Here is a 24534-nt window from a genome sequence, read left to right as displayed (position 1 = left end):
TCATGAACGCATTTTATAATCCAGAAGGCGTAGGCGATACGCTGCTCATCTCATTGAACGATATTCCGCGCGAAGAGATCGCTTTTGAGCGCTGCGGAGACGTCGTGAAAATTTTTCATAAAGACACAAAGGAAACAGCTGGCTATAACATTTTTAATGTCTCCTCATATGTGAGCATTGAGGAAAGCGGAGCTGTTGCGCTTTCCGAATCCTTTGTCCAGGATGTGAATGAAATTCTGGTCCGCAACGGTTTGAAAGATGAGCTGACCGTCGATCTTTCTCCGAAGTTTGTAGTCGGATATGTCGAAGAAAAAGAAAAGCATCCGAATGCCGATAAACTGAGTGTCTGCAAAGTGAATGTAGGGAGCGAGACGCTGCAAATCGTCTGCGGAGCTCCTAATGTTGAAGCCGGCCAAAAAGTCGTCGTAGCCAAAGTTGGAGCCGTGATGCCGAGCGGTATGATTATTAAAGATGCGGAACTTCGCGGAGTGGCGTCAAGCGGTATGATTTGTTCTGCCAAGGAACTGAACCTCCCAGACGCGCCGAAGGAAAAAGGCATTCTTGTCCTTGATGACAGCCGTAAAGCAGGAGAAGCTTTTACATTTTAACGGCATAAAATGAACAAAACTTTCGAATAGATGTAAAAAAGAAGCCGCTGGGTAGACAAACTTGGCGGCTTTTTTATTCGGAGGGCGGACACATGAGAAGGACTTGTCCTTTTCTGGGTGGGGAAGCAGTGGTATACTTAAAACCGTCCCCGAAAAATTTAAGGGAGTTAGAGAGTGATGATTCATGAGCTGGTTTAATAAAATGTTCAGCCTGTTTTTAGGCGATGATGAAGATAATGAAAAACAAAAAAAGCACATAGAAGAGTTTGAGGCGGATTCATTTATAGAGAAAGAAGAAGAAATGCCGCAAATTTCCGACGCAAAAGTCGTATATGAATATCCAAAAGGGAAATTCCGCTTCCCGGTTATACCTGATCAAAACTCGCGGCCGCGGGAAAAGGATGACAGCCGCGAACAAAGGACCCGCCGCCCGGCAGGCCGGCACACAGCTTCTCAGCCGAAACCCGGAAATTCCTATCATCATGAAGAGAAAGCGGCGAAAAAACCCTTTAGGCCGTCCGTCATCCCGTCACCGGTTTACGGCTTTCATGAACAGAAAAGAGCCAAACCGGAAAATTATACATATCGTGCAAACAAACAAATGGAAGCGCGTGTCACGCTGTTTAACGAAGAAATTGAAAAAGAGCAGAAGGTTGCCGGAAATAAGCAGCCGGTACGAGAAGAACCTTCCTTGCAAACTGAAAAGAACGGCCGTCCGCTGACTAAAAGCGAGAGTCGCAATCCGACATGGCGAGCCGAATTTGAAGATGTCCCGCATATGTCGGAGGAAACGGATTTCCGCCGAGAGCAAATCACAGAAGGTGGCGAAGCCGCTGAAGAAAAAGTGCTGCGGCATGAATCCGAACGAACGGAAACCCCTGTCTCAACACGTACTCCGGAAGAAACGGAAATCCGCCAAGAGCGAATGACAGAAGACTCTGGGCTCGCCGAAGAGAAAGCGCTGCGGCATGAATCCGAACGAACGGAAACCCCTGTCTCAACACATACTCCGGAAGAAACGGAAATCCGCCGAGAGCGAATGACAGAAGGCGGCGGGCTTGCCGAAGAGAAAGCGCTGCGGTATGAAGCTGAAGAAGAGACAGCCACCGCATCATGGAACATAACGGAAGAAGAAGCAATTCCCGTCGAGCAAACGCCGGAACAAATCGAAAAGCTTTTGGATCAGATCGAGGAAACCGGAGAAGAGAAGGAAACTGCAGAGGATGCAGAAACCATCGTAGAAGAACATGGGGAGACTAACGGCTCGGACGAAATGCTGCCTGACCCGGAAGCTTCAATTCCAGAAAAGCAGTACACTGGCCGCAGTTCTGAAGTATCCGACCAGAGCGATGGTCCTTCCGATAACAAAAACCGGACAGATTCCAACACGCCGGCTGACGCTCGTGAAGAAACAAGCGGAAGCAGCCAGGCTGGCTGGAGACATGAGCATGCATCATTTTCACCGGAACCGGAAGAGACAGCGTCAAGCGCTGGTGAACCCGAAAACAGCGAACAGGACCGGGAGAGTACAGGGACAGTTGAGGGGCGGCCTGAGGCTCCGCGGAAACGGGAAACAGGAGCTGCTCCGGGATCGAAGAAAGGCTCTGTTCCGTTTAATGTCATGATGCTTTCATCAGATAAACAAAAAGAAAAAGCGCCTCAAGGATATCAGTTCCCGAATATGTCTTTGCTTGATGTGCCTCCGGCGCAAAAGCAGGATGATCAGGCCTGGATACACGAGCAGCGCGAGCTGTTGGACGTCACGCTTGAGAACTTCAATGTCAAAGCAAATGTCGTTCATGTCACCCAGGGGCCTTCTGTGACAAGATTTGAGGTGCATCCTGAACCCGGAGTGAAAGTCAACAAAATTACAAATCTGTCAGATGATATTAAACTCAGCCTGTCAGCGAAAGATATTCGGATCGAAGCGCCGATTCCGGGAAAAAATACGATCGGAATTGAAGTGCCGAATCTGCATAGTAAAATGGTTTATTTGCGCGAAATGATCAGAAGTTCGGAATTCAGAACGAATCTGTCCCCTCTGACCGCAGCCCTCGGACTCGACATTTCCGGAAAGCCCGTCGTGGCAGATCTGAAAAAAATGCCCCACGGGTTGATTGCCGGGGCTACGGGATCAGGGAAAAGCGTATGCATCAACACGATCTTAGTCAGTCTGCTGTTCAAATCGGCGCCGAGGGATGTCAAGCTTCTGCTTATCGATCCTAAGATGGTGGAGCTTGCTCCGTATAATAAAATTCCTCATCTCGTCAGTCCTGTCATCACAGATGCCAAAGCGGCAACTGCTGCATTAAAATGGGTTGTCGAAGAAATGGAGCGGCGCTATGAATTATTTGCCCATTCCGGTGTTCGGGAAATTGAACGATTTAATGAAAAAGTCCGGGAACAGAACATGGGTGAAAAACTTCCTTATCTTGTCGTCGTGATTGATGAACTTGCCGACTTAATGATGGTCGCTCCGAATGAAGTGGAAGAAAGCATCTGCCGAATCGCACAAAAAGCAAGAGCGTGCGGCATCCATCTTCTGATCGCGACGCAGCGGCCTTCAGTTGATGTCATTACCGGCTTGATTAAAGCCAATATACCAACAAGAATAGCATTTTCTGTATCAAGCGCCGTCGATTCAAGAACGATTATCGATATGGCGGGAGCTGAAAAGCTGCTTGGAAAAGGGGATATGCTGTTCCTGGAGAACGGTTCAGGCAAACCGGTCCGCCTGCAGGGTAACTTTGTTTCCGACCGGGAGATTGACCGTGTCGTTTCACATGTCAGACGGCAGCAGGAGCCGAACTATTTATTTGAACAAGAACAATTGGTCAGACAAAATCCGGCCGGATTTGATCAGGATGAACTGTTTCTGGAAGCGTGCGAATTTGCCGTGGAACAAAACAGCGCCAGCACTTCAAGCCTGCAGCGGCGCTTTCGCATCGGCTATAACAGAGCTGCCAGATTAATCGATATGATGGAAAGGGAAGGCATGATTTCTGAGGCGAAAGGAAGTAAGCCGAGAGAAGTCCTGATTACAAAGGCCGAGCTGGAACAGTTAATAGAAAGTAGTTCACTTTTCGGCTAAACATGGTATGATAGCAGATGGGCGTGTTTTTTTTAGAGCGCCGCATATTAAAGCGCCGGCAGCGGCGTTTTAATCCGTTTTTAAGAGCACTTCCGTGAAAGGGTTCAAAAAAATCCTTTACGCAGGAGGTTTATTCACTCTTGAAAATGTCTGATACTGAATATAATGATGACTTTGAAGAAAACGATGCGGCCGAGCTTAGGTTGCAAATTGAAATAAGCGTCATATACTGGGAAGCAGATAGACGTTTGTTGGAGGTACAATTATGACTGTTTATCATTTTGTCGGAATAAAAGGGACAGGTATGAGTCCGCTTGCCCAAATTCTCCATGATAATGGATATAATGTCCAAGGATCGGATATCGAAAAGTACATTTTTACACAAACCGCTTTAGAGGAGAGAAATATCCCGATATATCCGTTTGATCCGGAAAATATCAAGCCGGGAATGATTGTTATTGCCGGAAATGCTTTTCCCGACACCCATCCTGAAATTGAAAAAGCGCGAGCCGAAGGCCTGCAAGTCGTGCGGTATCATAAATTCCTCGGTGACTATCTGAAGAAATTTACGAGTATTGCCGTGACAGGGGCACATGGCAAAACGTCAACGACGGGTCTTTTATCCCATGTCATCCAGAAAGCAAAACCGACATCTTATCTGATTGGAGACGGGACTGGAAAAGGCTGCGAAAACAGCGAGTACTTTGTGCTTGAAGCCTGTGAATACAGAAGGCATTTTCTGAGCTATCAGCCTGATTATGCGATCATGACAAATATTGATTTTGATCATCCCGATTATTTCGCGAATATCGATGATGTATTTGACGCATTTCAAACGATGGCATTACAGGTGAACAAGGGAATTATCGCATGCGGCGACGACGAATATTTGATGAAAATCCATGCGAACGTTCCAGTCGTATACTACGGCTTTGCCGAGGAAAACGATTTTCAGGCGAGAAATGTCATCAAAAATACCGAGGGCACAACGTTCGATGTTTTCGTCAGGAACACATTCTACGATACCTTCTATATACCGGCATACGGCAGCCATAACGTTCTGAACGCTTTGGCCGTTATTGCACTCTGCCATTATGAACAGGTCGATGTCGATATCATTAAAGAAGGATTGCAAACCTTTGGCGGCGTTAAACGCAGATTTAACGAAAAACATGCCGGCAGCCAAGTGTTGATTGACGATTATGCCCATCATCCGACTGAAATCACGGTGACGATTGAAGCAGCCAGACAGAAGTATCCGGAACGGGACATTGTCGCAGTATTTCAACCGCATACATTTACGCGTACGCAGTCGTTCCTGAATGAGTTTGCCGAAAGCCTCAAGAAAGCCGATTACGTATATCTTTGCGATATATTCGGATCTGCCCGGGAAAATGCAGGAAAGCTGACGATCGGCGATTTGCAGGAGAAAATCCCGCAGGCGAAGCTGATCGATGAAAATGACACATCGATTTTAAAGGAGCATGAAAATGCAGTGTTAATTTTCATGGGCGCAGGTGACATTCAAAAGTATTTAAAAGCATATGAAAATGTATTAGCATAATGAGAAAAAGGCAGTGTGAGTCAATCCGCTGCTTTTTTGTACATATGGAGCCGGGAGTTTCTGTTAAAGGAATTCTCTCGTGCGTGTAGAAAAAGTAAATATAAAGGTTTACGATTTAAACAATTGGGTATACATCAATTGTAAGACCTTAGCTCGAGGAGGATAAGATGATTATTATTCTATATTTAAGCGCCGCACTCATTGCTGTCAGCTTTCTTATTCTGGTTATCTATTTATCAAAAACATTAAAATCGCTTCAAGTCACACTCAATCATGTTGCCGCAACGCTGGAAGGTGTTGAAGGACAAATGAAAGGCATCACAGCTGAAACAACGGAGCTCCTGAATAAGACGAACCGGCTCGCTGATGATATTCAGGAAAAATCTTTGAAGCTGAATACGGTCGTGGATGCCGTTCAGGAAGTCGGCACATCGGTCAGGCAGTTTAACAGCTCCATTCAGCAGGTTTCAGAGTCCGTCACATCAGCCGCAGAGCAAAACCGTGAAAAAATTTCTCAAGTTGTCAGCTGGAGCAATGCAGCTTTGGAAATTTGGAATAGATGGAAACAAAAGAAGATGAAGGAGGAATAATTTATGAGTAAAGATGGAATGAATACTAAAGATTTTTTAATCGGCACGTTTGTAGGCGGAATCATCGGGGCAGCCGCAGCTTTATTTTTAGCACCGAAGTCAGGGAAAGAGCTTCGCGATGACCTCGGAAATCAGGCTGTCGTTTTAAAAGATAAGACCGGAAAGCTCACAAGCGAAGCGAGGGAGAGAGGTTCTGAGTACGTCAGCATCGCCAAAGAGAAGACATCTTCGATTTCACAGCTTGTTGCCGACCAGTCTTCACAGATCATGGATAAAGTCAAAGACTTGCGAAACAAAGGTGCTGAAAAAGCTGATGAACTAAAGGAAGAAGCATCGACTAAAATCGAAGAACAGGCTGAAGAAGCCAAAAATGAAATAGAAGATGAAGCAAGGGAAACAGCGGATACCGTCCAGAAATAATGGAGGAAAGGGAGATCACCGTGTCGAAACAGCTCATTCAAACAGAGGATGAATTTAAAAAGCTTGCAGAAAACAACGATACATTTATCTTTTTGAAACATAGTGTGACATGCCCGATCAGCAGGCGCGCGTTTGAAGAATTTGAATCATTCGCCAATCAGCATGAAGACATACCGGCTTATTATTTAAAAGTGCAGGAAAGCCGACCGCTGTCAAACTATATCGCTGAGCAGTACGGAATTAAACACGAAAGTCCTCAAGCCTTCATTTTTACAAACGGGAACGTGAAATGGCACGCCTCCCATTCGCAAATTACAGCTCAAGCACTTGCGGAAAACAGCAGATAATCCGCAGGTAAAAACGGCCAAGACGTATAGCGTTTTGGCCGTTTTCTATGTTGTTATGATGCTTTTGCCTCATGGAAATGCCTTTTTAGGAAAATGTATCGTTTGATCCATGGTTGTACGTTATAATTAATAAAACAGGAGGTGATGAGTTGAACACTGAATTAAAGGACATGCTTCAATCCGTTCTAAAAGAAGAATTGAGTCCGATCAATCAGCGTCTTGATGGAATCGACAAGCGCTTAGACAAAATCGACGCACGCTTCGTTGAGGTCGACAAGCGCTTCGATGAAGTGGATGCACGCTTCGCTGAGATCGACAAGCGCTTCGATGAAGTGGATGCACGCTTCGCTGAGATCGACAAGCGCTTCGATGAAGTGGACGCACGCTTCGTTGAGATCGACAAGCGCTTCGATGAAGTGGACGCACGCTTCGTTGAGATCGACAAGCGCTTCGATGAAGTGGACGCACGCTTCGTTGGAGTAGATAAGCGTTTTAACGCAATCGACAAGCGCTTCAAAGAAATAGACGGGCGCTTAAACAAAGTAGAAAACCGCTTAAACGCAATGGACAAGCGGCTGAATCGGCTTGAAACAGATATAGATGAACTGAAAAGAGGACAGGAGAGGCTCCCGAAAACGATCATCGAGAACATCGGACAATTTACGGAGAACATTGTCGAACATGCCGATGATAAGGCGGCTGCCTTGAATGACAGGGTTTTTAGCGTCGAAACCGCAATACAGAGAATATACAGGTTATCAAGTTAAAGAATCAAACAAGATTCTTTTTTTTTATTCTTCCGACAAACACCCGCACAGCAAGGGATAAACTGCATATAATGCTTTATCGCTTAAAAGCGTTTTGGTAATAAAGAATTTTTTCGTGACATTTTAAGAAACATTGTTTATAATAAACCCTAATCAATTGAATCATTCTTATTCTCATAGAGGGTGAAGTTAAAAAGAAAGGATGGATAACATGAGCAACACTGAACTTGATTTGCTGAGGCAGCAGGCGAATGAATTAAACTTGCAAATATTAAAGCTGATTAATGAGCGAGGAAGAATCGTTCAGGAGATTGGAAAAGCGAAGGAAGCGCAAGGCATCAACCGCTACGATCCAGTCAGAGAAAGAGCGATGCTGAACGAAATTATTGAAAATAATGACGGACCGTTTGAAAACTCGACGATCCAGCATATTTTCAAAGAGATTTTCAAAGCTGGACTTGAGCTTCAGGAAGACGATCACAGCAAAGCACTGCTCGTTTCCCGCAAGAAAAAGCCTGAAAATACGATCGTTGATTTGAAAGGCGAAAAGATCGGCGACGGAGAACAAAGATTTATCGTCGGTCCGTGTGCAGTTGAAAGCTATGAGCAAGTAGCCGAAGTTGCAGCCGCAGCTAAAAAGCAAGGCTTGAAACTGCTTCGCGGCGGAGCCTTCAAACCCCGTACAAGCCCGTACGACTTCCAAGGCCTCGGTGTTGAAGGCCTGCAAATCTTAAAGCGTGTTGCTGATGAGTATGATCTTGCCGTCATCAGTGAGATCGTGAATCCGCAGCATATTGAAGAAGCCATTGATTACATTGATGTTATCCAAATCGGCGCCCGCAACATGCAAAACTTCGAGCTCTTAAAAGCCGCCGGTTCAGTGAAGAAGCCGGTTCTGCTGAAGCGCGGACTTGCCGCAACGCTAAAGGAATTCATCAATGCAGCGGAGTACATCATGTCACAGGGCAATGATCAAATCATCCTTTGCGAACGCGGAATCAGAACGTATGAGACAGCGACTAGAAATACGCTTGATATTTCAGCTGTGCCGATCCTGAAGCAGGAAACTCACCTTCCTGTATTCGTGGATGTCACTCATTCTACCGGACGCCGCGACTTGCTGCTTCCGACAGCAAAAGCAGCGCTTGCGATCGGAGCTGACGGCGTCATGGCCGAAGTTCACCCTGATCCTTCTGTCGCGCTTTCCGACTCTGCTCAGCAAATGGATATCCCGACATTTGAAAAATGGTTAAATGAACTGAAGCCGCTCGTTCAAGTAAAAGCATAAGATTCGTTTATGGACCGCTTTCGAGCGGTCCTTTTTTTAGTTGTCATCAAAAATTGTCGAAAAAATGTCTTATTTTTAATTAAAAAGCTGTTTATTCTTATTTAAATTAATTATAAAAATAAAGGGAACGTTTTCATATTAGGTAAAACCGTGTATAATTTCAGAGAGCCCCTTTTGTTTTGGCAGGTTATGAAAAATAATGTAAACTTGAGTTCTGTTTATTTTACATAAAGTTTTACATTTTGACATTTCTCTACATGAAAATGTTTATGCTATAGGAAAAGAAAAGTGTACCCAGTTGAAGGAGTGGTAAAAATGAGTAATGTGACAATATATGATGTAGCACGCGAAGCAAATGTAAGTATGGCAACCGTTTCCAGGGTTGTGAACGGAAATCCGAACGTCAAGCCGACGACGAGAAAGAAGGTGCTTGAAGCCATCGAGCGTCTTGGCTATCGTCCAAATGCCGTGGCAAGGGGCCTTGCAAGCAAAAAGACGACGACTGTCGGCGTGATCATTCCCGATATTTCCAGCATTTTTTATTCAGAGCTGGCGAGGGGAATCGAAGATATCGCAACGATGTACAAGTACAATATTATTTTGAGCAACTCCGACCAGAATATGGACAAAGAACTTCATCTTTTGAATACGATGCTGGGAAAACAAGTTGACGGTATCGTCTTTATGAGCGGAAATGTCACTGAAGAGCATGTGGAGGAGTTTAAGCGGTCACCAGTTCCGATCGTGCTTGCGGCATCTGTTGAAGAAAAAGGGGAAACGCCGTCGGTTGCGATCGATTATGAACAGGCGATTTATGATGCGGCTACCATGCTGATTGAAAAAGGCCATAAGCGCCTTGCGTTTGTATCAGGACCTATGACTGAGCCGGTCAATCAAGCGAAAAAACTTCAAGGCTTTAAAAGAGCGCTTGAGGATAAGGGGCTGACATTTAAAGAAGAGTATGTCGCAGAAGGCGATTATACGTACGATTCAGGAATGGAAGCGCTGGAGGCGCTAATGAAGCTGGATGAAAAACCGACGGCCGTCCTGTCAGCGACAGACGAAATGGCACTCGGCGTTATTCACGCAGCACAGGATAAAGGACTGGCTATTCCGGATGACCTTGAAGTGATCGGCTTTGACAATACAAGGCTTTCATTAATGGTTCGGCCGCAGCTGTCGACTGTCGTCCAGCCGACGTATGATATCGGTGCCGTAGCGATGAGACTTCTGACAAAGCTGATGAACAAAGAGGAAGTCGAAGAGCATATTGTCCAGCTGCCGCATCGCATTGAACTCAGACAATCAACAAAATGATCATGATTAAATAAACGAGAAAGAAAGCAAGTGTTCACAGCTTTTTTCGTGAATTGCTTGCTTTCTTTTCCATGAGCTGGAGAGATTATGAAAAAATGAAACGATTTGATTATCTGACACCGGTCGGTTTGATTTTGGGTATTTTCATTTTAGTAATCGGCGTTGTCTCTGGAGCGGGGCTTTCCGGTTTTTATTCATTTATCGATTTGACGTCTTTCTTTATCGTGACGGGCGGATTGTGTGCAGCTGTTTTCATCAGCTTTTCCCCGAAAGATTTAAAAAGAGCGCCGGCTGTGCTGAAGCAGGTCTTTATTTCGGAAGAAGACGATGTACGCGACTTGGTCAAAACCTTTGTCAGCCTGTCTGAACAGGCGCGCAAACAAGGAATTTTATCATTGGACGCCAATATCAATGAAATGAAAGACCCGTTTTTGAAAAAAGGTCTGCTTCTTGCCATCGACGGATGGGACGAGGAGACGATCCGCAATGTGATGAACTCGGAAATCGCCGCGATGGAAGAAAGGCACAGAAAGGGAAGAAGAATCTTTGAAAAAGCGGGGGAATTTGCCCCTGCATGGGGAATGATCGGAACCCTTGTCGGACTCGTCATGATGCTCAAAAACCTGAACAAGCCGGAAACGCTCGGTCCGAATATGGCGATCGCCCTTTTGACGACGCTTTACGGATCCCTTTTAGCCAACATGCTGTTTATACCGATCGCCGCAAAGCTTGAAGAAAAGACGGAGAATGAAATCTTTAAGAAGCAGGTCATGATCGAAGGCATCATCGGCATCCAGTCGGGAAGAAATCCGCGAAATCTGGAAAGCCAGCTTGTCGTTTTCAGTTCAAAAGAAGAATGGGCAAAAAAGCGGGCGGATCATATAAAACAAAAGGACAGGGCTCATGAAGCTTAGACATGAACGAAGAAAGCGCGAGCAGGGTCGCAAATCGTCAAACTGGATCATCACGTTTTCGGATTTGATTACGCTCATCCTCGTGTTCTTTATTTTACTGTTTTCGATGTCGCAAATCGATTTAAACAAATTTAAAGCAGCAGTCGGTTCATTTCAAGACAGGGCCGACGGCAAATCCGCCGCAGAGCTGAAAAAAGAAAACGCGGACGATCAGAAGGCTGAAAAAACGGCTAAAAGCCAAGAAGATTTATTAAAGAAAATCAACGACTATATTGAAAAAAATGAACTGTCAAGTTTGATAGCGGCCAAGCGTGATGAACGGGGCATCATCCTCGTCCTTCAGGAAGCGGTTTTGTTTGATTCGGGAAAAGCGGATCTGAAAGACCAGGCTCACCCGCTTTTGCATAAAATCGCCGTCCTTCTCAAATCAGTGTCCAACCCGATCCGTGTGGAGGGGCATACGGACAGCCGCCCGATTTCGACTTACCGTTTTCCATCCAATTGGGAGCTTTCTGCGGCAAGGGCGAGCACTGTGATCGGCTACTTTACGTCGAAAGAAAAGCTCGACTCTTCACGTTTTCTTGCCATCGGTTATGCCGATACAAAACCGGTCAAGGACAACCGCACAGAGAGCCATATGAAGGAAAACAGGCGCGTTGAAATTGTCATCGCAAAAAAATAAATGAGAAGAAAGCAAGGTCTTGCATAAAAGCAAGGCCTTTTCTGTACGCCGGGATTTTTCGCATTAAGTGGCGCGCTTGGCAGAGCGAATCGGATAAAGAGCTTTGGCAACGGTTTGGGCGTTTTTTTCCGTTATTTCGGATTTTCTTGGAATCGAAGGATACAAATCTGCCGGGTCGGACCAGCTGGCAGGAAGTCGGACAGATGCCTGCTTCCCCCACTTTTTCAGCCATTTTTCAGGCATCTTATCCTCAGGTTTCATTCCTTTCATTTCAAGCCAGATTCTTGCCCATGCCCTCGGTACGACGCGCCAAATGTCGTACCCGCCTCCGCCGACAGCGATCCATCTTCCGTTGCAATAGGTGTGTGCAAGTTCGTGAGCGAGCTTTGGAATCTCTTCGTAAATCTTCATCGTCGTGCACAAGTGTGTCAGCGGATCGTAGTAATGCGCGTCAGCTCCGTTTTGCGACAAAATAACGTCCGGTTTGAAAAACTCGGCTATTTCAGAAACAGCCGTCCGGTAGGATTCAAGAAAAGACTCATCTTCTGTGAAGGCATCGAGCGGGATATTAAAAGCGTAGCCGTAGCCTTCGCCATGACCTCTTTCCTGTACTTGCCCCGTTCCCGGGAAAAGGTAGCGGCCGGTTTCATGAATCGAGACGGTACACACGGAAGGATCATCATAGAACGTAAACTGCACCCCGTCGCCGTGATGGGCGTCCGTATCAATATATAAAACCTTCGCATGATATTTTTTCTGCAAATATTGTATCACAACTGAACTGTCGTTATAGACGCAAAATCCTGAAGCTCTTCCTCTGAATCCGTGGTGAAGCCCGCCTCCGAGATTGAGGGCGTGTCTTGCTTTGCCCGTCATGACATAGTCTGCAGCTGTCAGTGTTCCGCCCACCAAAAGGGAGGCGGCTTCGTGCATCCCGGCAAAGACAGGGGTATCTTCTGTTCCAAGCCCGTAGTTTTCGCTTTCGGCTGCCGGGAGTTTTCCCGCCCCTGCAAGCTGGACGGCCTTGATATAATCGCCTGTGTGAACAAGGGCGAGCTCGGCTTCTGTCGCTATGCGCGGAGCAATCGTTTCTCCAGGTTCAAATGCGCCGACCGTATTCAAAAGATCGTATGTTACATAGACTCGCAGCTGATTAAACGGGTGATCTTGATGAAATTGATAGGTTTGGTAAGAGGGAGAAAAAATAAATACGCTGTCCTTCATGGCAAATCCCTTTGAACAGCCGGCCAAAGAACCTGATACCCTTTGGACTTCACGTCTTTGATGATAGAGGCGGGATTCATTGTTTGAACGCGAAACACGAGTATTTTCGAATCATCTTCATCACCGGGATATACGAGCACGCTCAATATGGCGATTTGGCGCCTGCTGAAAATGGCGCTGATATCAGCGAGGCTACGGGCGATATGATCGGTTTTGATTTCGATTTGGGAGCCTGGAAAATGGGCTCCTGTCAGCTGGACGAACGTATGCAGCAAATCGGATTTTGTCACAATGCCGACAAGCTTCCCGTTTTTTACGATCGGGAGGCAGCCGATTTCGTGTTCGAAAAAAATAGCTGATATTTCTTCGGCAAAATCAAGCGGGTGACCGGTGATCACTTCTTTTGACATAATCAGTTCCACCGGCTTTTTTAAATCTTCGTCAGATCTGTTTTGGGCAAAAATACTCGGACTTGCTGTTTTGACGTCCCTGTCCGTGACGATGCCTATGACCGTTCCCCGTTCATTGATGACGGGAAGGTGTTTAATATGAAATGTTCGCATGCGTTTGATCGCTTCTTCAATCGTATCCGTTCTGGAAAGTGTCACAACATCCCGTTTCATGATTTTTTCAACAATCATATTCAGGTCCCCTTTGCTCCCTTAATACATAAAACGATTGTGGAATCTGAGTCTGTCAAAACGCTCGATCGACTCCTGACTGACCTCTTTTCCGATGCGGGCCATTAAACAGTTGGCGGGATGGGAGCTGATTTCCGGATCGTCTGTCGCAAACCAGACAAGCCCTCCGGCATTCATCATTTTCTCCATCATCTTTCTGTATTCCCAAACATCTTTATTAGTCCCCTTTAGATCCCAATGCCAGTAATATTCAGTCGTGATGATGATATATTTTTCCATCTGCGGATCCATCATGCTGACCGCAAGCAGCGTCTTCCCGACAGAGTGACCCCTGAACGCCGGAATGACTTCGATGGCTCCAAGCTCAATTAAATTTTCCATGTTTCCTTCAGACCATCTTTCAAGCGGGTCTGGATAAACATATGTCACATAGCCGACAATGGTTTGCCGGAAACGGGCGATGATGATCCGTCCTTCGGGAAGCCCTGCGATTTCGATTAATGCTTCATGTTGTTTTTGAGATGGGCGAAAGGCTGTAAGCTCGTTGTGAAATTCATATTGTGCGAGTTTTTCGGGACTGATAGGGCCCTCTATCAGCACGGAGCCTTTCTCTGTCTGCAATTCTTTGGCATGATAAGTTTTGTGATGCTCCACGTATCCACCGCCTTACATCTTAGTTGAAGTCTTTTATACATAACATACCAAAATATTAAGCGTTTTCATAGGATGGAAGAGTATTTTTTAAAAATTGAGAAAATAAAAAATCTATACTATAATATATTTTGATGAGCGAACAAAGGGGGATGGGCATGGAATTGAAAGCGTTGCCAGCAGAAAAGGGAAACTACAACTTGAAAGACTATGATGAAGCATACCGGACATTTGACTGGAAGGATGCCGAAAAACATTTTTCATGGCACAAAACGGGAAAAATCAATGCAGCTTATGAAGCGATCGACCGCCACGCTGAGTCAAATTTGAAAAATAAAGTGGCATTTTACTACAAAGATCCGGTCCGCGAAGAAAAGTACACCTTCAGAGAGATGAAAAATGAAACGAATAAAGCCGGGAATGTCTTAAAGCAGCATGCCAATGTGGGAAAGGGAGACCGTGTGTTTGTTTTTATGCCGAGATCACCCGAGCTTTATTTTATTCTTCTCGGCGCTGTCAAATTGGGAGCGATCGTCGGGCCGTTGTTTGAAGCATTTATGGAAGGCGCTGTCAAAGACAGGCTTTTAAACAGCGGAGCGAAGGTTATCGTGACGACGCCGGAATTGCTTGAACGGGTGCCGGCTGGCGAACTTCCGGATCTTGAATCAATCATTGTCGTTGGAGAAGGCGTAAAGGAAGAAGGGTCTGTCATCGATTATTACGCGAAAGCGGCTGAAGCAGATACTGATCTTGAGATTGAATGGATGGATCAGGAAGACGGGATGCTGCTTCACTATACATCGGGTTCGACCGGCGCACCAAAAGGGGTTCTCCACGTCCACAAAGCAATGATTCAGCATTATCAAACAGCCAAATGGGTTCTTGATCTGCACGATGATGACATTTATTGGTGCACGGCTGATCCTGGCTGGGTTACCGGAACGGTCTACGGGATCTTCGGTCCGTGGCTGAATGGAGCAACGAATGTTGTCGTAGGCGGCAGATTCAGTCCCGAAGCATGGTACGAAACGATTGAAAAAATGGAAGTGACGGTATGGTACAGCGCGCCAACGGCTTTTCGGATGCTGATGGGTGCTGGCGACGATCTCGTAAACAAATATAATCTGAGCTCATTACGGCATATTTTAAGCGTAGGGGAGCCGTTAAATCCTGAAGTCATCAGATGGGGGCATAAAGTCTTCAGCAACCGGATTCATGATACATGGTGGATGACCGAAACAGGAGCGCAGCTCATCTGCAATTACCCGTGCATGGAAATTAAACCGGGATCGATGGGCAAGCCGATTCCAGGCGTAGAGGCTGCAATCGTCGATCACCAGGGAAATGAACTGCCTACTTACAGAATGGGAAATCTCGCCATTAAAAAAGGCTGGCCGTCGATGATGCATTCGATCTGGAACAATCCTGAAAAATACAGCTCCTATTTTATGCCGGGGGATTGGTATGTGTCAGGAGATTCCGCCTACATGGATGAAGACGGATACTTCTGGTTCCAGGGAAGGATCGACGATGTCATCATGACATCGGGCGAGCGCGTCGGCCCGTTTGAAGTCGAAAGCAAGCTTGTTGAGCATCAAGCTGTCGCTGAAGCAGGCGTCATCGGCAAACCGGATCCCGTCCGCGGTGAAATTATTAAAGCATTTATCGCCTTGAGGGACGGTTATGAACCGTCAGATTCGTTAAAAGAAGAAATCAGGCAGTTCGTGAAACAAGGTTTGGCCGCACACGCCGCGCCAAGGGAAATCGAATTCAAGGATAAACTGCCGAAAACAAGAAGCGGAAAGATCATGAGACGCGTCCTGAAAGCTTGGGAGCTGAACCTTCCGGCAGGCGATCTCTCATCGATGGAAGACTGATGTCTCATTGACAATGCAAAAATATTATGTTAAAAAAGATTTAGTCGAATATTCAAAAGGTGAAGACTGAGATCAGTAAAACGCATCCTTCCCTGTCTTAGAGAGCTGATGGCCGGTGAAAATCAGCACATATGGATGGTTTGAATTACACTCACGAACCGCTTTTGCGAAAAAAGCCTCCCGGGCTTTGTGTAGCAGAAGAACGGAAGCTTTTCCGTTATCATTGAGAGTGAAAAGAGCGCGGCCATGCGTTCTTTTAAGCAGGGTGGTACCGCGATTTTTATCGTCCCTTCGTTTTTGCGAAGGGGCGTTTTATTTTTGGAAAAAAGGAGCTAAATGATGATGACACACTTACTTGATGATTTGTCCTTCAGGGGACTGATTCAGCAGCAAACCGATGAAGCAGGCTTGAGAGAACTGCTGGATAAAGAAAAAATCAGCTTATACTCCGGATTTGATCCGACAGCTGACAGTCTGCATATCGGACACCTGTTGCCGATATTAATGCTTCGCCGCTTTCAGCTGGCCGGACATCGTCCGATTGCGCTCGTAGGCGGAGCGACGGGCCTGATCGGCGATCCGAGCGGAAAGAAAGCGGAGCGCACGCTGAACAATGAAGAAATCGTCCGCGAATGGTCGCAGAAAATCAAAAACCAGCTTTCGCGTTTCCTGGATTTTGAAGCTGAAAAAAATCCGGCGATTATGGCGAACAACTATGACTGGATCGGCAAAATGAACGTCATTGATTTCCTGCGCGATGTCGGCAAAAACTTCGGAATCAATTACATGCTTGCCAAAGATACGGTAAGTTCCAGAATCGAGACGGGCATATCTTATACTGAATTCAGCTACATGATCCTACAGTCTCTCGATTTCTTGAATTTGTACAGAAACCAGGAATGCAAGCTGCAGATCGGCGGAAGCGACCAGTGGGGCAATATCACGTCAGGCCTCGAGCTTATCCGCAAATCTGAAGAGAATGCAAAAGCTTTCGGATTGACGATTCCGCTTGTGACAAAAGCAGACGGCACGAAGTTCGGAAAAACGGAAGGCGGCGCGATCTGGCTTGATAAAGAGAAGACATCGGCATATGAGTTTTATCAGTTCTGGATCAATACCGACGACAGGGATGTCGTGAAATACTTGAAATACTTCACTTTCTTGTCCAAAGAAGAAATTGAAGATCTCGCTGAAAAAGCAGAGACGGCGCCTGAAAAACGCGAAGCGCAAAAGCGCCTCGCCGAAGAAGTGACCGTTCTTGTACACGGCCGTGAAGCGTTTGAGCAGGCCGTCAACATCTCAAAAGCACTCTTCAGCGGAGATATTAAACAGCTGACTGCTGAAGAAGTGAAGGTCGGCTTTAAAGGTGTTCCTTCCCTGGAACTTGAGAAAGCGGATGAACTGCCTCTTGTTGAGATACTCGTCCAATCAAAGCTGTCTCCGTCTAAACGCCAGGCGCGCGAAGATATCACAAACGGCGCGGTATACGTTAACGGCGAGCGCCGCACCGATGTTGCGGAAGTTCTCACCGGCGACGACCGCATCGAAGGACAGTTTACCGTCATTCGCCGCGGTAAAAAGAAATACTTCCTGCTGACTTATAAATAATCAAAAAGCTCTTGCCAAACGGCAAGGGTTTTTTTGTGTCCGTATGTTTCATGTATGTTCATTCAGGAAATGTCAAAAATATAGATGTAATAGGTAGAGCATTTCCATCGTTGAAGAGGGAGGAATGTAGCATGAACCTGTTCATTGCAGCCAAAGAAAAGTTTATGGAAGATTACAACAAGCAGCTGGAAACGGAACGAAAACAAGAGGTGCAGCAGTCGGCTGACGGATACAATCAATTGAATCAGACGGAAAATGCAGCAAAGCGGCTGAAGTAGAGGGTCTTTAGGGCCCTTTTTTTATAAAAAAGCGGACGGCAAATTCTTCACACGTCCGTTTGATGAGTCACGATCGACAGTTTATAATTTGCATGATGGTTTAAAATTGTAAAAATTGATCCAACAGTTGATTTGAAGGAAACTTGCATTCGAGAGTCCCCGCTGATTTTCTAGTTTTGAATGACAGGACGTTATGATAAGCGCCTTTTGTATAGATATTAAAAAAAGCGTGAATAAAACACTCGAGTTTAACTTGATTCATCCTCTTATGGTATACCTTCAATCACTCTTTCATGGTTATCCGGTTGTTCTTGAATCATCTCTATTATTTTCCTATATTTACAGATTACCCTAAATCCTCTTGATGTTTTTCAAATCAAACGCTAAAAATACTTGATTATATCTATTTAAATGATGATCGGTCATAGTATAAACTGATCGTAAATAAAAGGAAAGGTATAACCGGCAAAACATTACTAATAGCTCTGATGTTGGGCTGAGAAAGGCATTTGCCCTCCTTTTCCGGATTCAGCAAAACAAGATCAAAACCACACTTTGGTCACTCTGCCTGTGCCAACCGACGAACTCGTCCAAGAATACAGACGCAGTTATCGTCCCTTATCTGCATTTAGATCACTTTGACGATGCTGCCAAAGATCTAGGATCTGTTGCCGATAGAAATTAAACTGTTTGTCTGAAATGAAGCAGATGCTGAGGAAGTGAGAAAAGCCGGTTTTCAAAATATAGAGGTTCTAACAAAAGAACAGTGTTTGATCGATTCAAGAAGGCAAAAGGCAAGCATGGGAGAGGAGAGATATTAAATTTGCCGGAGAAGTGTGCGGCGTTGTCTTTAAGCACTAAAAGAGAAAACGCTGTTTGTAAAAGGGGGGTACGGTTTGGTGTGAAGGTGTCCTGGAAAAAATCGCTGCACATCAGCCGGACATCATAGTACAGGAGACAATCAAAATATAACCCTTGAAATAGTAGTTTCGATGGTTTAGGATGGATATATATCTTTTATTTTACAATATTTATATTTAATGGAGGGGTACATTTATGAAAAAAATTACGTTATTAGCTTTTGTCGGTATCATGGTATTTGGATTTATTTTTATGGGAACTGGCAAGACGGCAGAGGCTGTAAGCAAAACAACGAGCTTTACATATCATTCGGGTATTGGGGATGCAAAGTCTTATATCCATACATCTGAAAATTATATAAACGTATATGCTACAGTTGAGTTAGGTAGAGTTGGCACTTGGGGTACTGCAGCATATTGCAAATTATATCTGCAACGCTACACAGGTGGCTCTTGGAAAACGATTGATACCGCTTCTGGTGATGCAGAATATGGTAAAAAACTAAACGTTACATTTTCGAATATCGCCAAAAAGTCTGCCTCTACCCGGGTAAAGGTTAAACTTTATAATAATTGGAAGCATTCAGAATTAATGCAAACAGTGTATTCAAGCAAGTGGACTCGATAAGTTAAGTAAGGCTCTCTTATAAAAGGAGAGCTTTATTTTTTGACAGTTAACGGTTACTCCTCTTTTGAGCTGTAACTCTACATTAAAAAGATCTTTATGTGTTTGTTTCTTCCTCCTTGGTCTGGCTTTTTAAAAGCTTCTTCACTTTTTCATACCTTCTTTAACTTAAAATCCCCGGAGACTAAAAAGCAGGAGCTAAAACACTGTATTGCAGCAGGTATAAAAAACCCAAGAAAACAACGTTTCTTGGGTTTCGAGAAATGCTCTTCAAAGAGCATTTTCTATTAACGAGAGTAGAATTCAACGATCAATGCTTCGTTGATCTCAGCAGGAAGCTCAGAACGCTCTGGAAGGCGAGTTAGTGAACCTTCAAGCTTTTCAGCGTCAAAAGTCAGGTATTCAGGAACGAAGTTGTTCACTTCAACCGCTTCTTTAACTGCAGAAAGGTTTTGAGATTTTTCACGAAGTGAAATCGTTTGGCCAGGTTTAACTTGGTAAGACGGAATGTCAACGCGGCTTCCGTCAACAAGAATGTGACCGTGGTTTACCAATTGGCGTGCTTGGCGGCGAGTGCGCGCTAGGCCAAGACGGTAAACGATGTTGTCAAGACGTGCTTCAAGAAGAATCATGAAGTTTTCACCGTGTTTACCAGCCATTTTCGCAGCTTTGTCAAAAAGGTTGCGGAATTGGCGTTCGTTCACACCGTACATATGGCGAAGCTTTTGCTTTTCTTGCAATTGCAAACCATATTCTGATAGTTTTTTACGCTGTCCCGGACCGTGAGGACCTGGTGCGTAAGGACGTTTTTCTAATTCTTTACCCGTACCGCTCAAAGAGATGCCTAAACGGCGGGATAATTTCCAGCTTGGACCTGTATAGCGAGCCATAATGTGACTCCTCCTTTGGTTTTATTTTTGTGAAAATAAAACCCATCTGTTCAATTCAGCCATGTCCATTTTGTTTTCATGTATCCTCGCTCCAGCAGCAAAGAGTTACACGATACACCTTAATAGATAAGGAACAAAATGAAACACAGAAGCAGAACAAAAAGGCTGCATTATTTCACACAAAGAAGATTATATAATGTCCGCTGTGCAAAGTCAACCATTCATGGACTGTCCCAAAGAGCCTGAATCATTAATAAGTATAAAGTCCTGTTTTTTATGATATAATCAGGAAAATAAAATACATAAAACGGATTTTTTTAAGGTGATGACCATGAACAAACAAACTGAAGACCTATATCTGTCTTTTCATCAGAAGCTGTTCCAATTTCTTTTAAAAAAGCCGGCCGTCTCGTACGATGACTCTGTTGCCTGGCTAAAAGCGGCAGCAGAGTCATTTTTTTCGTTTATATCTCTTACATTGCGTCCTTCTTCAAGTCCGCAGGGAGCGAACGGCCAAAGCGGCCAGATCAGCCGAGTTAATGATTATTATATCATTATAACAATAGAAGAAAACAGCAAATATATAGAACTTTTGTGTCAAAAGAATCATAAAGTACCAGAACGTCTTGCTGAATCCATCCGCCTGTTTTTAATGCATTGTCTGAAACTTGATGCATTATTTCATGAGGAGCTCAATAAAACAAAGATTTATGAAAAGACGGCGCTGCTGCATGAGCTGATGGATCAGGAGCAGGTGCTCAAGACAATGGTTGAAAGTTTGAGGGATGTTTTTCCTTTTTTGGCATATTGTCTTTTCTTGTCATACGACGAGGACCAATACATCAGCCTTCCTGCGATAGAGTTAGATGTGCAAAGCGAATCGACCGATTCTTTCGCCTTAGAGGCATACTTATCAGGACAGGCGAAGAGCAAAAATGAATCGGAAGTTTACATTCCGATTAAAGGCCGGCAGGGAACGTATGGCGTTTTGAAGGCTTTTGGACCAGGGGCTGCCGATACGGCAGCGGATATATGCATTATTTCGAATGCGGCAGGGAAAGCATTTGAAAATTCCCGGCTTTACGAACAGTCGCAGAATATGATTTCAAATTTGGAGCTGATTAATGAAACATCGCATCAGCTGAACCGGACGAAACGCCTCCCTGATATGATGAAGAGTTTGTCCGAAAGGCTGATCAGTTCATTTGGCGCCGAAGAGGTGGGCTTTTTTTATAAAAATCATTTGGACGAGGAAACCCTGCTGCCGGGAAGCACAGGTTTTTTTCAGACGGATGCGGCCCTTCTATACATCCGCTATGTTAAAGAAAAGATTTCAGAGGAAAACGGGGTATTTGTCGGAAACGGTTCTTCGTTTTTTGGAAATGAAGGTTATGCTTCATTAATGGGCGTTCCGATGCTGGAGAATAATGAAAACAAAGGATTTGTCATCGTATTGAAAAAAAACGTCTGCTCTTTTTCATTTGAAATGTTTAAGCTGTTTCAGACGCTGATCAGGCATTCCACGCTCGCCGTGTCGAATTTGATGCTGCGTGACCGGCTGAAGTATCTTGTTCAAACAGACCGTTTGACAGAGCTTTACTCGAGAAGCTATTTCGATGAAAAAATCGGGTACAGTATGAAAGCGGATGAGAGCGGCGTACTCGTATTGATTGATATCGATGATTTTAAACAGATTAACGATACGTACGGCCATCAGAAAGGCGATGATATTCTCATTCAAGTCGCCAGGGTGATCCAGCGAAACATCCGCGACCAGGACGTCGCAGCAAGGTGGGGAGGAGAAGAGCTTGCGGTATACTTGCCGAAAGCAGGGCTGAACACCGGTGAAATGCTTGCTGAGAGGCTGATTACGCTTGTCAGGGAATGCACTGATCCAAAGGTGACGATTTCGTGCGGGGTATCCAATTGGTCTCAGGATCGTCCGAAATCTTTAACCTGCCTTTTTAAAGAGGCGGATGTCGCGCTGTACAATGCAAAGCGAAACGGGAAAAACAGGTTTATGACACATTAAAAAAGAGCCGGATTTACCGGCTCTTTTCGCTTAAACGCTCTCCAAGCATCTCTGTGAACTTTTTCAAATAATACTCATCTGTTTCATCGAAGCGGTTTTTAATCGGGCTGTCGATATCGAGCACTCCGATGATGTTCCCGTCCACTTCAAGCGGAACTACGATTTCGGATTGGGACGCCGCATCACACGCAATGTGTCCGGGGAACGCGTTCACATCTTCAACGCGCTCGACCCGGCCGTTTGTATAAGCGGTGCCGCAGACGCCTTTCCCGAACGGGATTCTTACGCATGCAGGAAGTCCCTGGAACGGACCGAGCACAAGCTCGCCGTCTTTGGCAAAATAGAAACCCGCCCAGTTGATGTCTTCCAATGATTGATACAAAAGAGCGGAGGCGTTTGCTGTATTGGCGATCATATCAGGTTCGCCTTCTGTCAGCGCATCGATCTGTTTGAGGAGAAGCTCGTATTTTTTTTCTTTGCTGCCTTCTGTTTTTTCGACATGAAACATGATAATTTCCCTCGCTTTTTCTTTGAAATGGCAAAAACACGCTTGCCGTGATGCTATTTGTCGAGCACTTTTTACAGGAACAATTCCGCTTGAAGTGGAATTGTTTTAAGTAAGAAGGGGTGAAACAAGATGGGATCAAACGCTATTTCAACCACGAAGGACAGGATCATCGAATCTGCCGTGGAGCTGTTCAACCAAAAAGGTTTTTCAGGAACATCCGTCCGCGAAATTGCCCGAGCAGCCAATGTCAATGTCGCCCACATCTCCTATTATTTTAATGGAAAAGGCGGTTTAATGGAGCATTTGATATCCCGATTTTATGAAGGCTATTTAAGAGTCCTTGAAAAGGGTTATGAACGCCTTCCGGATGCAGGTGCAACGGATTGCCTTCTTCAATTGGTTTTTGATATTCTATCGTATCAGCATGAGCACCGTCAATTAACTCGGTTTGTTTATCGCGAAGTCACGATTGATTCCACACTGAATCGCGAAGTGATGTCAACATATTTAACAAAAGAAAAGTACATTCTCCACCTGATCATTGAAAAGGGAAATGAGGACAACGAATTTTCCCGTTTTCCCCTTTCCCATTTTATGATTCAGCTGAAGTCGCTTTTAATGATGCCTTATCTGCAGCCTCAATATATTTCAGAAGTGCTGTATGTACAGCCGCACGAGCCGTACTTTTATCAGGCGTATTACAAGGAAGTCAAAACATGGCTTCTCAGTCTGTTGTACAGAGAAGGTCGGCAAGCCGCCGTTATTTAGCCAAGCGGCTCTCAAAATGTTCGTAACCAAATCCGGCATCCTCTGCTTGGTGGGCATCAGACCCAAAGACAAGCGGGATGTTTTTTTGTTCCGCTTCTTTTATCATCCATTCTTCCATATAGACGTCGCCTGCATAAGGCTTGCGGAGGCCGGACGTATTAAAGTCAAGTTCGTATCCGCGCTTTGCGGCTTCATCCAAACAGGAGGAGACCGATTTTCTGACGCTTTCTGACATCGAATACGGAAACAGCTTCACAAATTTTTTCGCCAGCGTAATGTGGCCGATTCGTTTTGGCTTAAATGCTCCCAGCGGTGATACAATGGAAGAATAAATTTCGTCATAATAGGCGAGATAGACCTGTTCTGTGCTGCCGTAGCAGCCGATCAGCTGCTGAAACGCTTTTTCATCGTAGTCAAGGCAGATGTGCGATGATCCGGCCGGCAAAAAATGAACGGAAAGAATGCTGTCGTCAAGATGCGTGCCGTATTGATCGAGAAAAGCTTTCGTTTCGTGTTCAAAGGTGCGGATATAATCGACTTCAAGACCGATTAAAACGTCGAGCTGTCCTTTGTACTCTTTCTTCAGTTCGGTCAGCCGTTCAATATAGCGGTCCAGCTCGGAGATCGGCATGGCGCTGTCTTTCTCCGGGGTCGGATCCATGAATGAAGGCGGAAGCGGCGCATGCTCGGTAAAGGATACGGATCGGAAGCCTTTTTTGCATAATTCTTCTATATAATATCTGAATTCGTCTTTTGATCCGTGCGGACAAAAGGGAGAATGAACATGACCGTCTCGTTTCAGCATGATGTCACCCCGTAAAAAAATAGTCAGATGTTGTCACTTTGATGTAAAAAAATTAAAAATTCTGCTCAAAAAATGTTGGTTACATGGTATCATAAGAACAATGAAAACGATAGTTTAACTTCATTTTTACATAACAATTTCAAATACATACCCTGACAGAACAGATAAACAGCAAGGGG

At 45.0% G+C, this 24534-nt stretch carries 23 protein-coding genes, 2 pseudogenes and 1 other annotated feature; of the genes and pseudogenes, 18 read left to right on the top strand and 7 right to left on the bottom strand.

The genetic code is table 11. The annotated features are described in order from the left end of the window. The first annotated feature begins 2 nt into the window (after positions 1-2). From ytpR to motS, 11 genes are all read left to right on the top strand, one after another. The gene (gene ytpR, locus MKZ04_RS11035; RefSeq protein WP_026579063.1) at positions 3-608 is read left to right on the top strand and encodes a YtpR family tRNA-binding protein; all 606 of its coding nucleotides are present in this window, start codon (positions 3-5) and stop codon (positions 606-608) included. Between the two features lie 184 nt (positions 609-792). Then, positions 793-3699, top strand: a complete 2907-nt coding sequence (locus MKZ04_RS11030; protein WP_341045894.1) for a DNA translocase FtsK — start codon at positions 793-795, stop codon at positions 3697-3699. Positions 3700-3964: 265 nt separating this feature from the next. Further along, positions 3965-5263 carry a UDP-N-acetylmuramate--L-alanine ligase gene (murC, locus tag MKZ04_RS11025; RefSeq protein ID WP_023855512.1) on the top strand — a complete coding sequence of 433 codons (1299 nt, stop codon included), beginning with the start codon at positions 3965-3967 and terminating at the stop codon, positions 5261-5263. 167 nt (positions 5264-5430) lie between these two features. Beyond that, positions 5431-5853: a DUF948 domain-containing protein gene (locus tag MKZ04_RS11020; protein ID WP_020452609.1), complete on the top strand. Its 423-nt coding sequence runs from the start codon at positions 5431-5433 to the stop codon at positions 5851-5853. Positions 5854-5856: 3 nt separating this feature from the next. After that, entirely contained in the window at positions 5857-6273 is a 417-nt protein-coding gene (locus tag MKZ04_RS11015) for a YtxH domain-containing protein (protein WP_020452608.1), read from the top strand. Positions 6274-6293: 20 nt separating this feature from the next. Continuing rightward, entirely contained in the window at positions 6294-6620 is a 327-nt protein-coding gene (gene ytxJ / locus MKZ04_RS11010) for a bacillithiol system redox-active protein YtxJ (protein ID WP_020452607.1), read from the top strand. A gap of 149 nt (positions 6621-6769) precedes the next feature. Beyond that, positions 6770-7387, top strand: coding sequence for a hypothetical protein (locus MKZ04_RS11005; protein ID WP_026579065.1), 618 nt, complete (start codon positions 6770-6772; stop codon positions 7385-7387). A gap of 211 nt (positions 7388-7598) precedes the next feature. After that, entirely contained in the window at positions 7599-8675 is a 1077-nt protein-coding gene (locus tag MKZ04_RS11000; protein WP_003184447.1) for a bifunctional 3-deoxy-7-phosphoheptulonate synthase/chorismate mutase, read from the top strand. Between the two features lie 315 nt (positions 8676-8990). Continuing rightward, entirely contained in the window at positions 8991-9992 is a 1002-nt protein-coding gene (gene ccpA / locus MKZ04_RS10995) for a catabolite control protein A (protein WP_020452605.1), read from the top strand. Between the two features lie 95 nt (positions 9993-10087). Continuing rightward, on the top strand, positions 10088-10906 hold the full coding sequence (gene motP, locus MKZ04_RS10990; protein ID WP_020452604.1) for a flagellar motor protein MotP: 819 nt from the start codon (positions 10088-10090) through the stop codon (positions 10904-10906). Beyond that, positions 10896-11588, top strand: a complete 693-nt coding sequence (motS, locus tag MKZ04_RS10985) for a flagellar motor protein MotS (protein ID WP_020452603.1) — start codon at positions 10896-10898, stop codon at positions 11586-11588. Before motP ends, motS begins: the two co-directional genes overlap by 11 nt. A 63-nt stretch (positions 11589-11651) precedes the next feature. On the opposite strand, the gene MKZ04_RS10980 is transcribed toward motS, so the two are convergent. From MKZ04_RS10980 to MKZ04_RS10970, 3 genes are read right to left on the bottom strand one after another with little or no spacing between them, the layout of a single operon-like run. Continuing rightward, the gene (locus MKZ04_RS10980) at positions 11652-12812 is read right to left on the bottom strand and encodes an acetoin utilization protein AcuC (RefSeq protein WP_341045890.1); all 1161 of its coding nucleotides are present in this window, start codon (positions 12810-12812) and stop codon (positions 11652-11654) included. Continuing rightward, positions 12809-13453, bottom strand: coding sequence for an acetoin utilization AcuB family protein (locus MKZ04_RS10975; RefSeq protein WP_020452601.1), 645 nt, complete (start codon positions 13451-13453; stop codon positions 12809-12811). The genes MKZ04_RS10980 and MKZ04_RS10975 overlap by 4 nt, the downstream gene beginning before the upstream one ends. 21 nt (positions 13454-13474) lie before the next feature. Next, positions 13475-14107: a GNAT family N-acetyltransferase gene (locus MKZ04_RS10970; protein WP_026579068.1), complete on the bottom strand. Its 633-nt coding sequence runs from the start codon at positions 14105-14107 to the stop codon at positions 13475-13477. A 155-nt stretch (positions 14108-14262) separates the two neighbouring features. On the opposite strand from MKZ04_RS10970, the gene acsA reads away from it, so the two are divergent. The 3 genes from acsA to MKZ04_RS10955 all read left to right on the top strand — a co-directional run bounded on the left by acsA (position 14263) and on the right by MKZ04_RS10955 (position 17867). Continuing rightward, the gene (gene acsA / locus MKZ04_RS10965) at positions 14263-15981 is read left to right on the top strand and encodes an acetate--CoA ligase (protein WP_341045888.1); all 1719 of its coding nucleotides are present in this window, start codon (positions 14263-14265) and stop codon (positions 15979-15981) included. Between the two features lie 53 nt (positions 15982-16034). Continuing rightward, positions 16035-16275 (top strand) — a binding site (T-box leader). Between the two features lie 48 nt (positions 16276-16323). Then, positions 16324-17589 carry a tyrosine--tRNA ligase gene (gene tyrS / locus MKZ04_RS10960; RefSeq protein ID WP_328067150.1) on the top strand — a complete coding sequence of 422 codons (1266 nt, stop codon included), beginning with the start codon at positions 16324-16326 and terminating at the stop codon, positions 17587-17589. Between the two features lie 131 nt (positions 17590-17720). After that, positions 17721-17867: a hypothetical protein gene (locus tag MKZ04_RS10955; protein ID WP_165688280.1), complete on the top strand. Its 147-nt coding sequence runs from the start codon at positions 17721-17723 to the stop codon at positions 17865-17867. A gap of 47 nt (positions 17868-17914) precedes the next feature. On the opposite strand, the pseudogene MKZ04_RS21820 reads toward MKZ04_RS10955, so the two are convergent. Then, a pseudogene (locus MKZ04_RS21820) lies at positions 17915-18024 on the bottom strand (Lrp/AsnC family transcriptional regulator); the annotation flags it as partial. 280 nt (positions 18025-18304) lie between these two features. On the opposite strand from MKZ04_RS21820, the pseudogene MKZ04_RS10950 reads away from it, so the two are divergent. Together MKZ04_RS10950 and MKZ04_RS10945 are read left to right on the top strand one after the other, a co-directional pair. Continuing rightward, positions 18305-18818, top strand: a pseudogene (locus MKZ04_RS10950) (MBL fold metallo-hydrolase); the annotation flags it as partial. 105 nt (positions 18819-18923) lie between these two features. After that, positions 18924-19355 carry a hypothetical protein gene (locus MKZ04_RS10945; RefSeq protein WP_020452597.1) on the top strand — a complete coding sequence of 144 codons (432 nt, stop codon included), beginning with the start codon at positions 18924-18926 and terminating at the stop codon, positions 19353-19355. Between the two features lie 284 nt (positions 19356-19639). On the opposite strand, the gene rpsD is transcribed toward MKZ04_RS10945, so the two are convergent. Next, positions 19640-20242, bottom strand: coding sequence for a 30S ribosomal protein S4 (gene rpsD / locus MKZ04_RS10940; RefSeq protein WP_020452596.1), 603 nt, complete (start codon positions 20240-20242; stop codon positions 19640-19642). A 331-nt stretch (positions 20243-20573) separates the two neighbouring features. On the opposite strand from rpsD, the gene MKZ04_RS10935 reads away from it, so the two are divergent. Next, entirely contained in the window at positions 20574-22274 is a 1701-nt protein-coding gene (locus tag MKZ04_RS10935) for a sensor domain-containing diguanylate cyclase (RefSeq protein ID WP_043054432.1), read from the top strand. Positions 22275-22287: 13 nt separating this feature from the next. On the opposite strand, the gene MKZ04_RS10930 is transcribed toward MKZ04_RS10935, so the two are convergent. Further along, entirely contained in the window at positions 22288-22782 is a 495-nt protein-coding gene (locus MKZ04_RS10930; RefSeq protein WP_020452594.1) for a GAF domain-containing protein, read from the bottom strand. Between the two features lie 129 nt (positions 22783-22911). Between MKZ04_RS10930 and refZ the strand changes: the two genes are divergently transcribed. After that, positions 22912-23550, top strand: a complete 639-nt coding sequence (gene refZ, locus MKZ04_RS10925; RefSeq protein ID WP_020452593.1) for a forespore capture DNA-binding protein RefZ — start codon at positions 22912-22914, stop codon at positions 23548-23550. On the opposite strand, the gene hisJ is transcribed toward refZ, so the two are convergent. Beyond that, positions 23543-24355, bottom strand: coding sequence for a histidinol-phosphatase HisJ (gene hisJ, locus MKZ04_RS10920; protein ID WP_043054431.1), 813 nt, complete (start codon positions 24353-24355; stop codon positions 23543-23545). The genes refZ and hisJ overlap by 8 nt on opposite strands. Between the last annotated feature and the right edge of the window lie 179 nt (positions 24356-24534).

Source organism: Bacillus sp. FSL W7-1354, from assembly GCF_038002405.1.
In the GTDB taxonomy this organism is placed as follows: Bacteria; Bacillota; Bacilli; order Bacillales; family Bacillaceae; genus Bacillus; species Bacillus paralicheniformis.
The sequence above is the reverse complement of the archived record's forward strand: the minus strand, read 5'-3'. Positions and strand labels throughout refer to the sequence as shown.

Bases quoted from the DNA above. Each gene is read 5' to 3' on its own strand.
- ytpR (WP_026579063.1), top strand. From the start codon at position 3: ATGAACGCATTTTATAATCCAGAAGGCGTAGGCGATACGCTGCTCATC.
- MKZ04_RS11030 (WP_341045894.1), top strand. From the start codon at position 793: ATGAGCTGGTTTAATAAAATGTTCAGCCTGTTTTTAGGCGATGATGAA.
- murC (WP_023855512.1), top strand. From the start codon at position 3,965: ATGACTGTTTATCATTTTGTCGGAATAAAAGGGACAGGTATGAGTCCG.
- MKZ04_RS11020 (WP_020452609.1), top strand. From the start codon at position 5,431: ATGATTATTATTCTATATTTAAGCGCCGCACTCATTGCTGTCAGCTTT.
- MKZ04_RS11015 (WP_020452608.1), top strand. From the start codon at position 5,857: ATGAGTAAAGATGGAATGAATACTAAAGATTTTTTAATCGGCACGTTT.
- MKZ04_RS11000 (WP_003184447.1), top strand. From the start codon at position 7,599: ATGAGCAACACTGAACTTGATTTGCTGAGGCAGCAGGCGAATGAATTA.
- ccpA (WP_020452605.1), top strand. From the start codon at position 8,991: ATGAGTAATGTGACAATATATGATGTAGCACGCGAAGCAAATGTAAGT.
- motP (WP_020452604.1), top strand. From the start codon at position 10,088: ATGAAACGATTTGATTATCTGACACCGGTCGGTTTGATTTTGGGTATT.
- motS (WP_020452603.1), top strand. From the start codon at position 10,896: ATGAAGCTTAGACATGAACGAAGAAAGCGCGAGCAGGGTCGCAAATCG.
- MKZ04_RS10980 (WP_341045890.1), bottom strand. From the start codon at position 12,812: ATGAAGGACAGCGTATTTATTTTTTCTCCCTCTTACCAAACCTATCAA.
- MKZ04_RS10975 (WP_020452601.1), bottom strand. From the start codon at position 13,453: ATGATTGTTGAAAAAATCATGAAACGGGATGTTGTGACACTTTCCAGA.
- acsA (WP_341045888.1), top strand. From the start codon at position 14,263: ATGGAATTGAAAGCGTTGCCAGCAGAAAAGGGAAACTACAACTTGAAA.
- tyrS (WP_328067150.1), top strand. From the start codon at position 16,324: ATGACACACTTACTTGATGATTTGTCCTTCAGGGGACTGATTCAGCAG.
- MKZ04_RS10955 (WP_165688280.1), top strand. From the start codon at position 17,721: ATGAACCTGTTCATTGCAGCCAAAGAAAAGTTTATGGAAGATTACAAC.
- MKZ04_RS10945 (WP_020452597.1), top strand. From the start codon at position 18,924: ATGAAAAAAATTACGTTATTAGCTTTTGTCGGTATCATGGTATTTGGA.
- rpsD (WP_020452596.1), bottom strand. From the start codon at position 20,242: ATGGCTCGCTATACAGGTCCAAGCTGGAAATTATCCCGCCGTTTAGGC.
- MKZ04_RS10935 (WP_043054432.1), top strand. From the start codon at position 20,574: ATGAACAAACAAACTGAAGACCTATATCTGTCTTTTCATCAGAAGCTG.
- MKZ04_RS10930 (WP_020452594.1), bottom strand. From the start codon at position 22,782: ATGTTTCATGTCGAAAAAACAGAAGGCAGCAAAGAAAAAAAATACGAG.
- refZ (WP_020452593.1), top strand. From the start codon at position 22,912: ATGGGATCAAACGCTATTTCAACCACGAAGGACAGGATCATCGAATCT.
- hisJ (WP_043054431.1), bottom strand. From the start codon at position 24,355: ATGCTGAAACGAGACGGTCATGTTCATTCTCCCTTTTGTCCGCACGGA.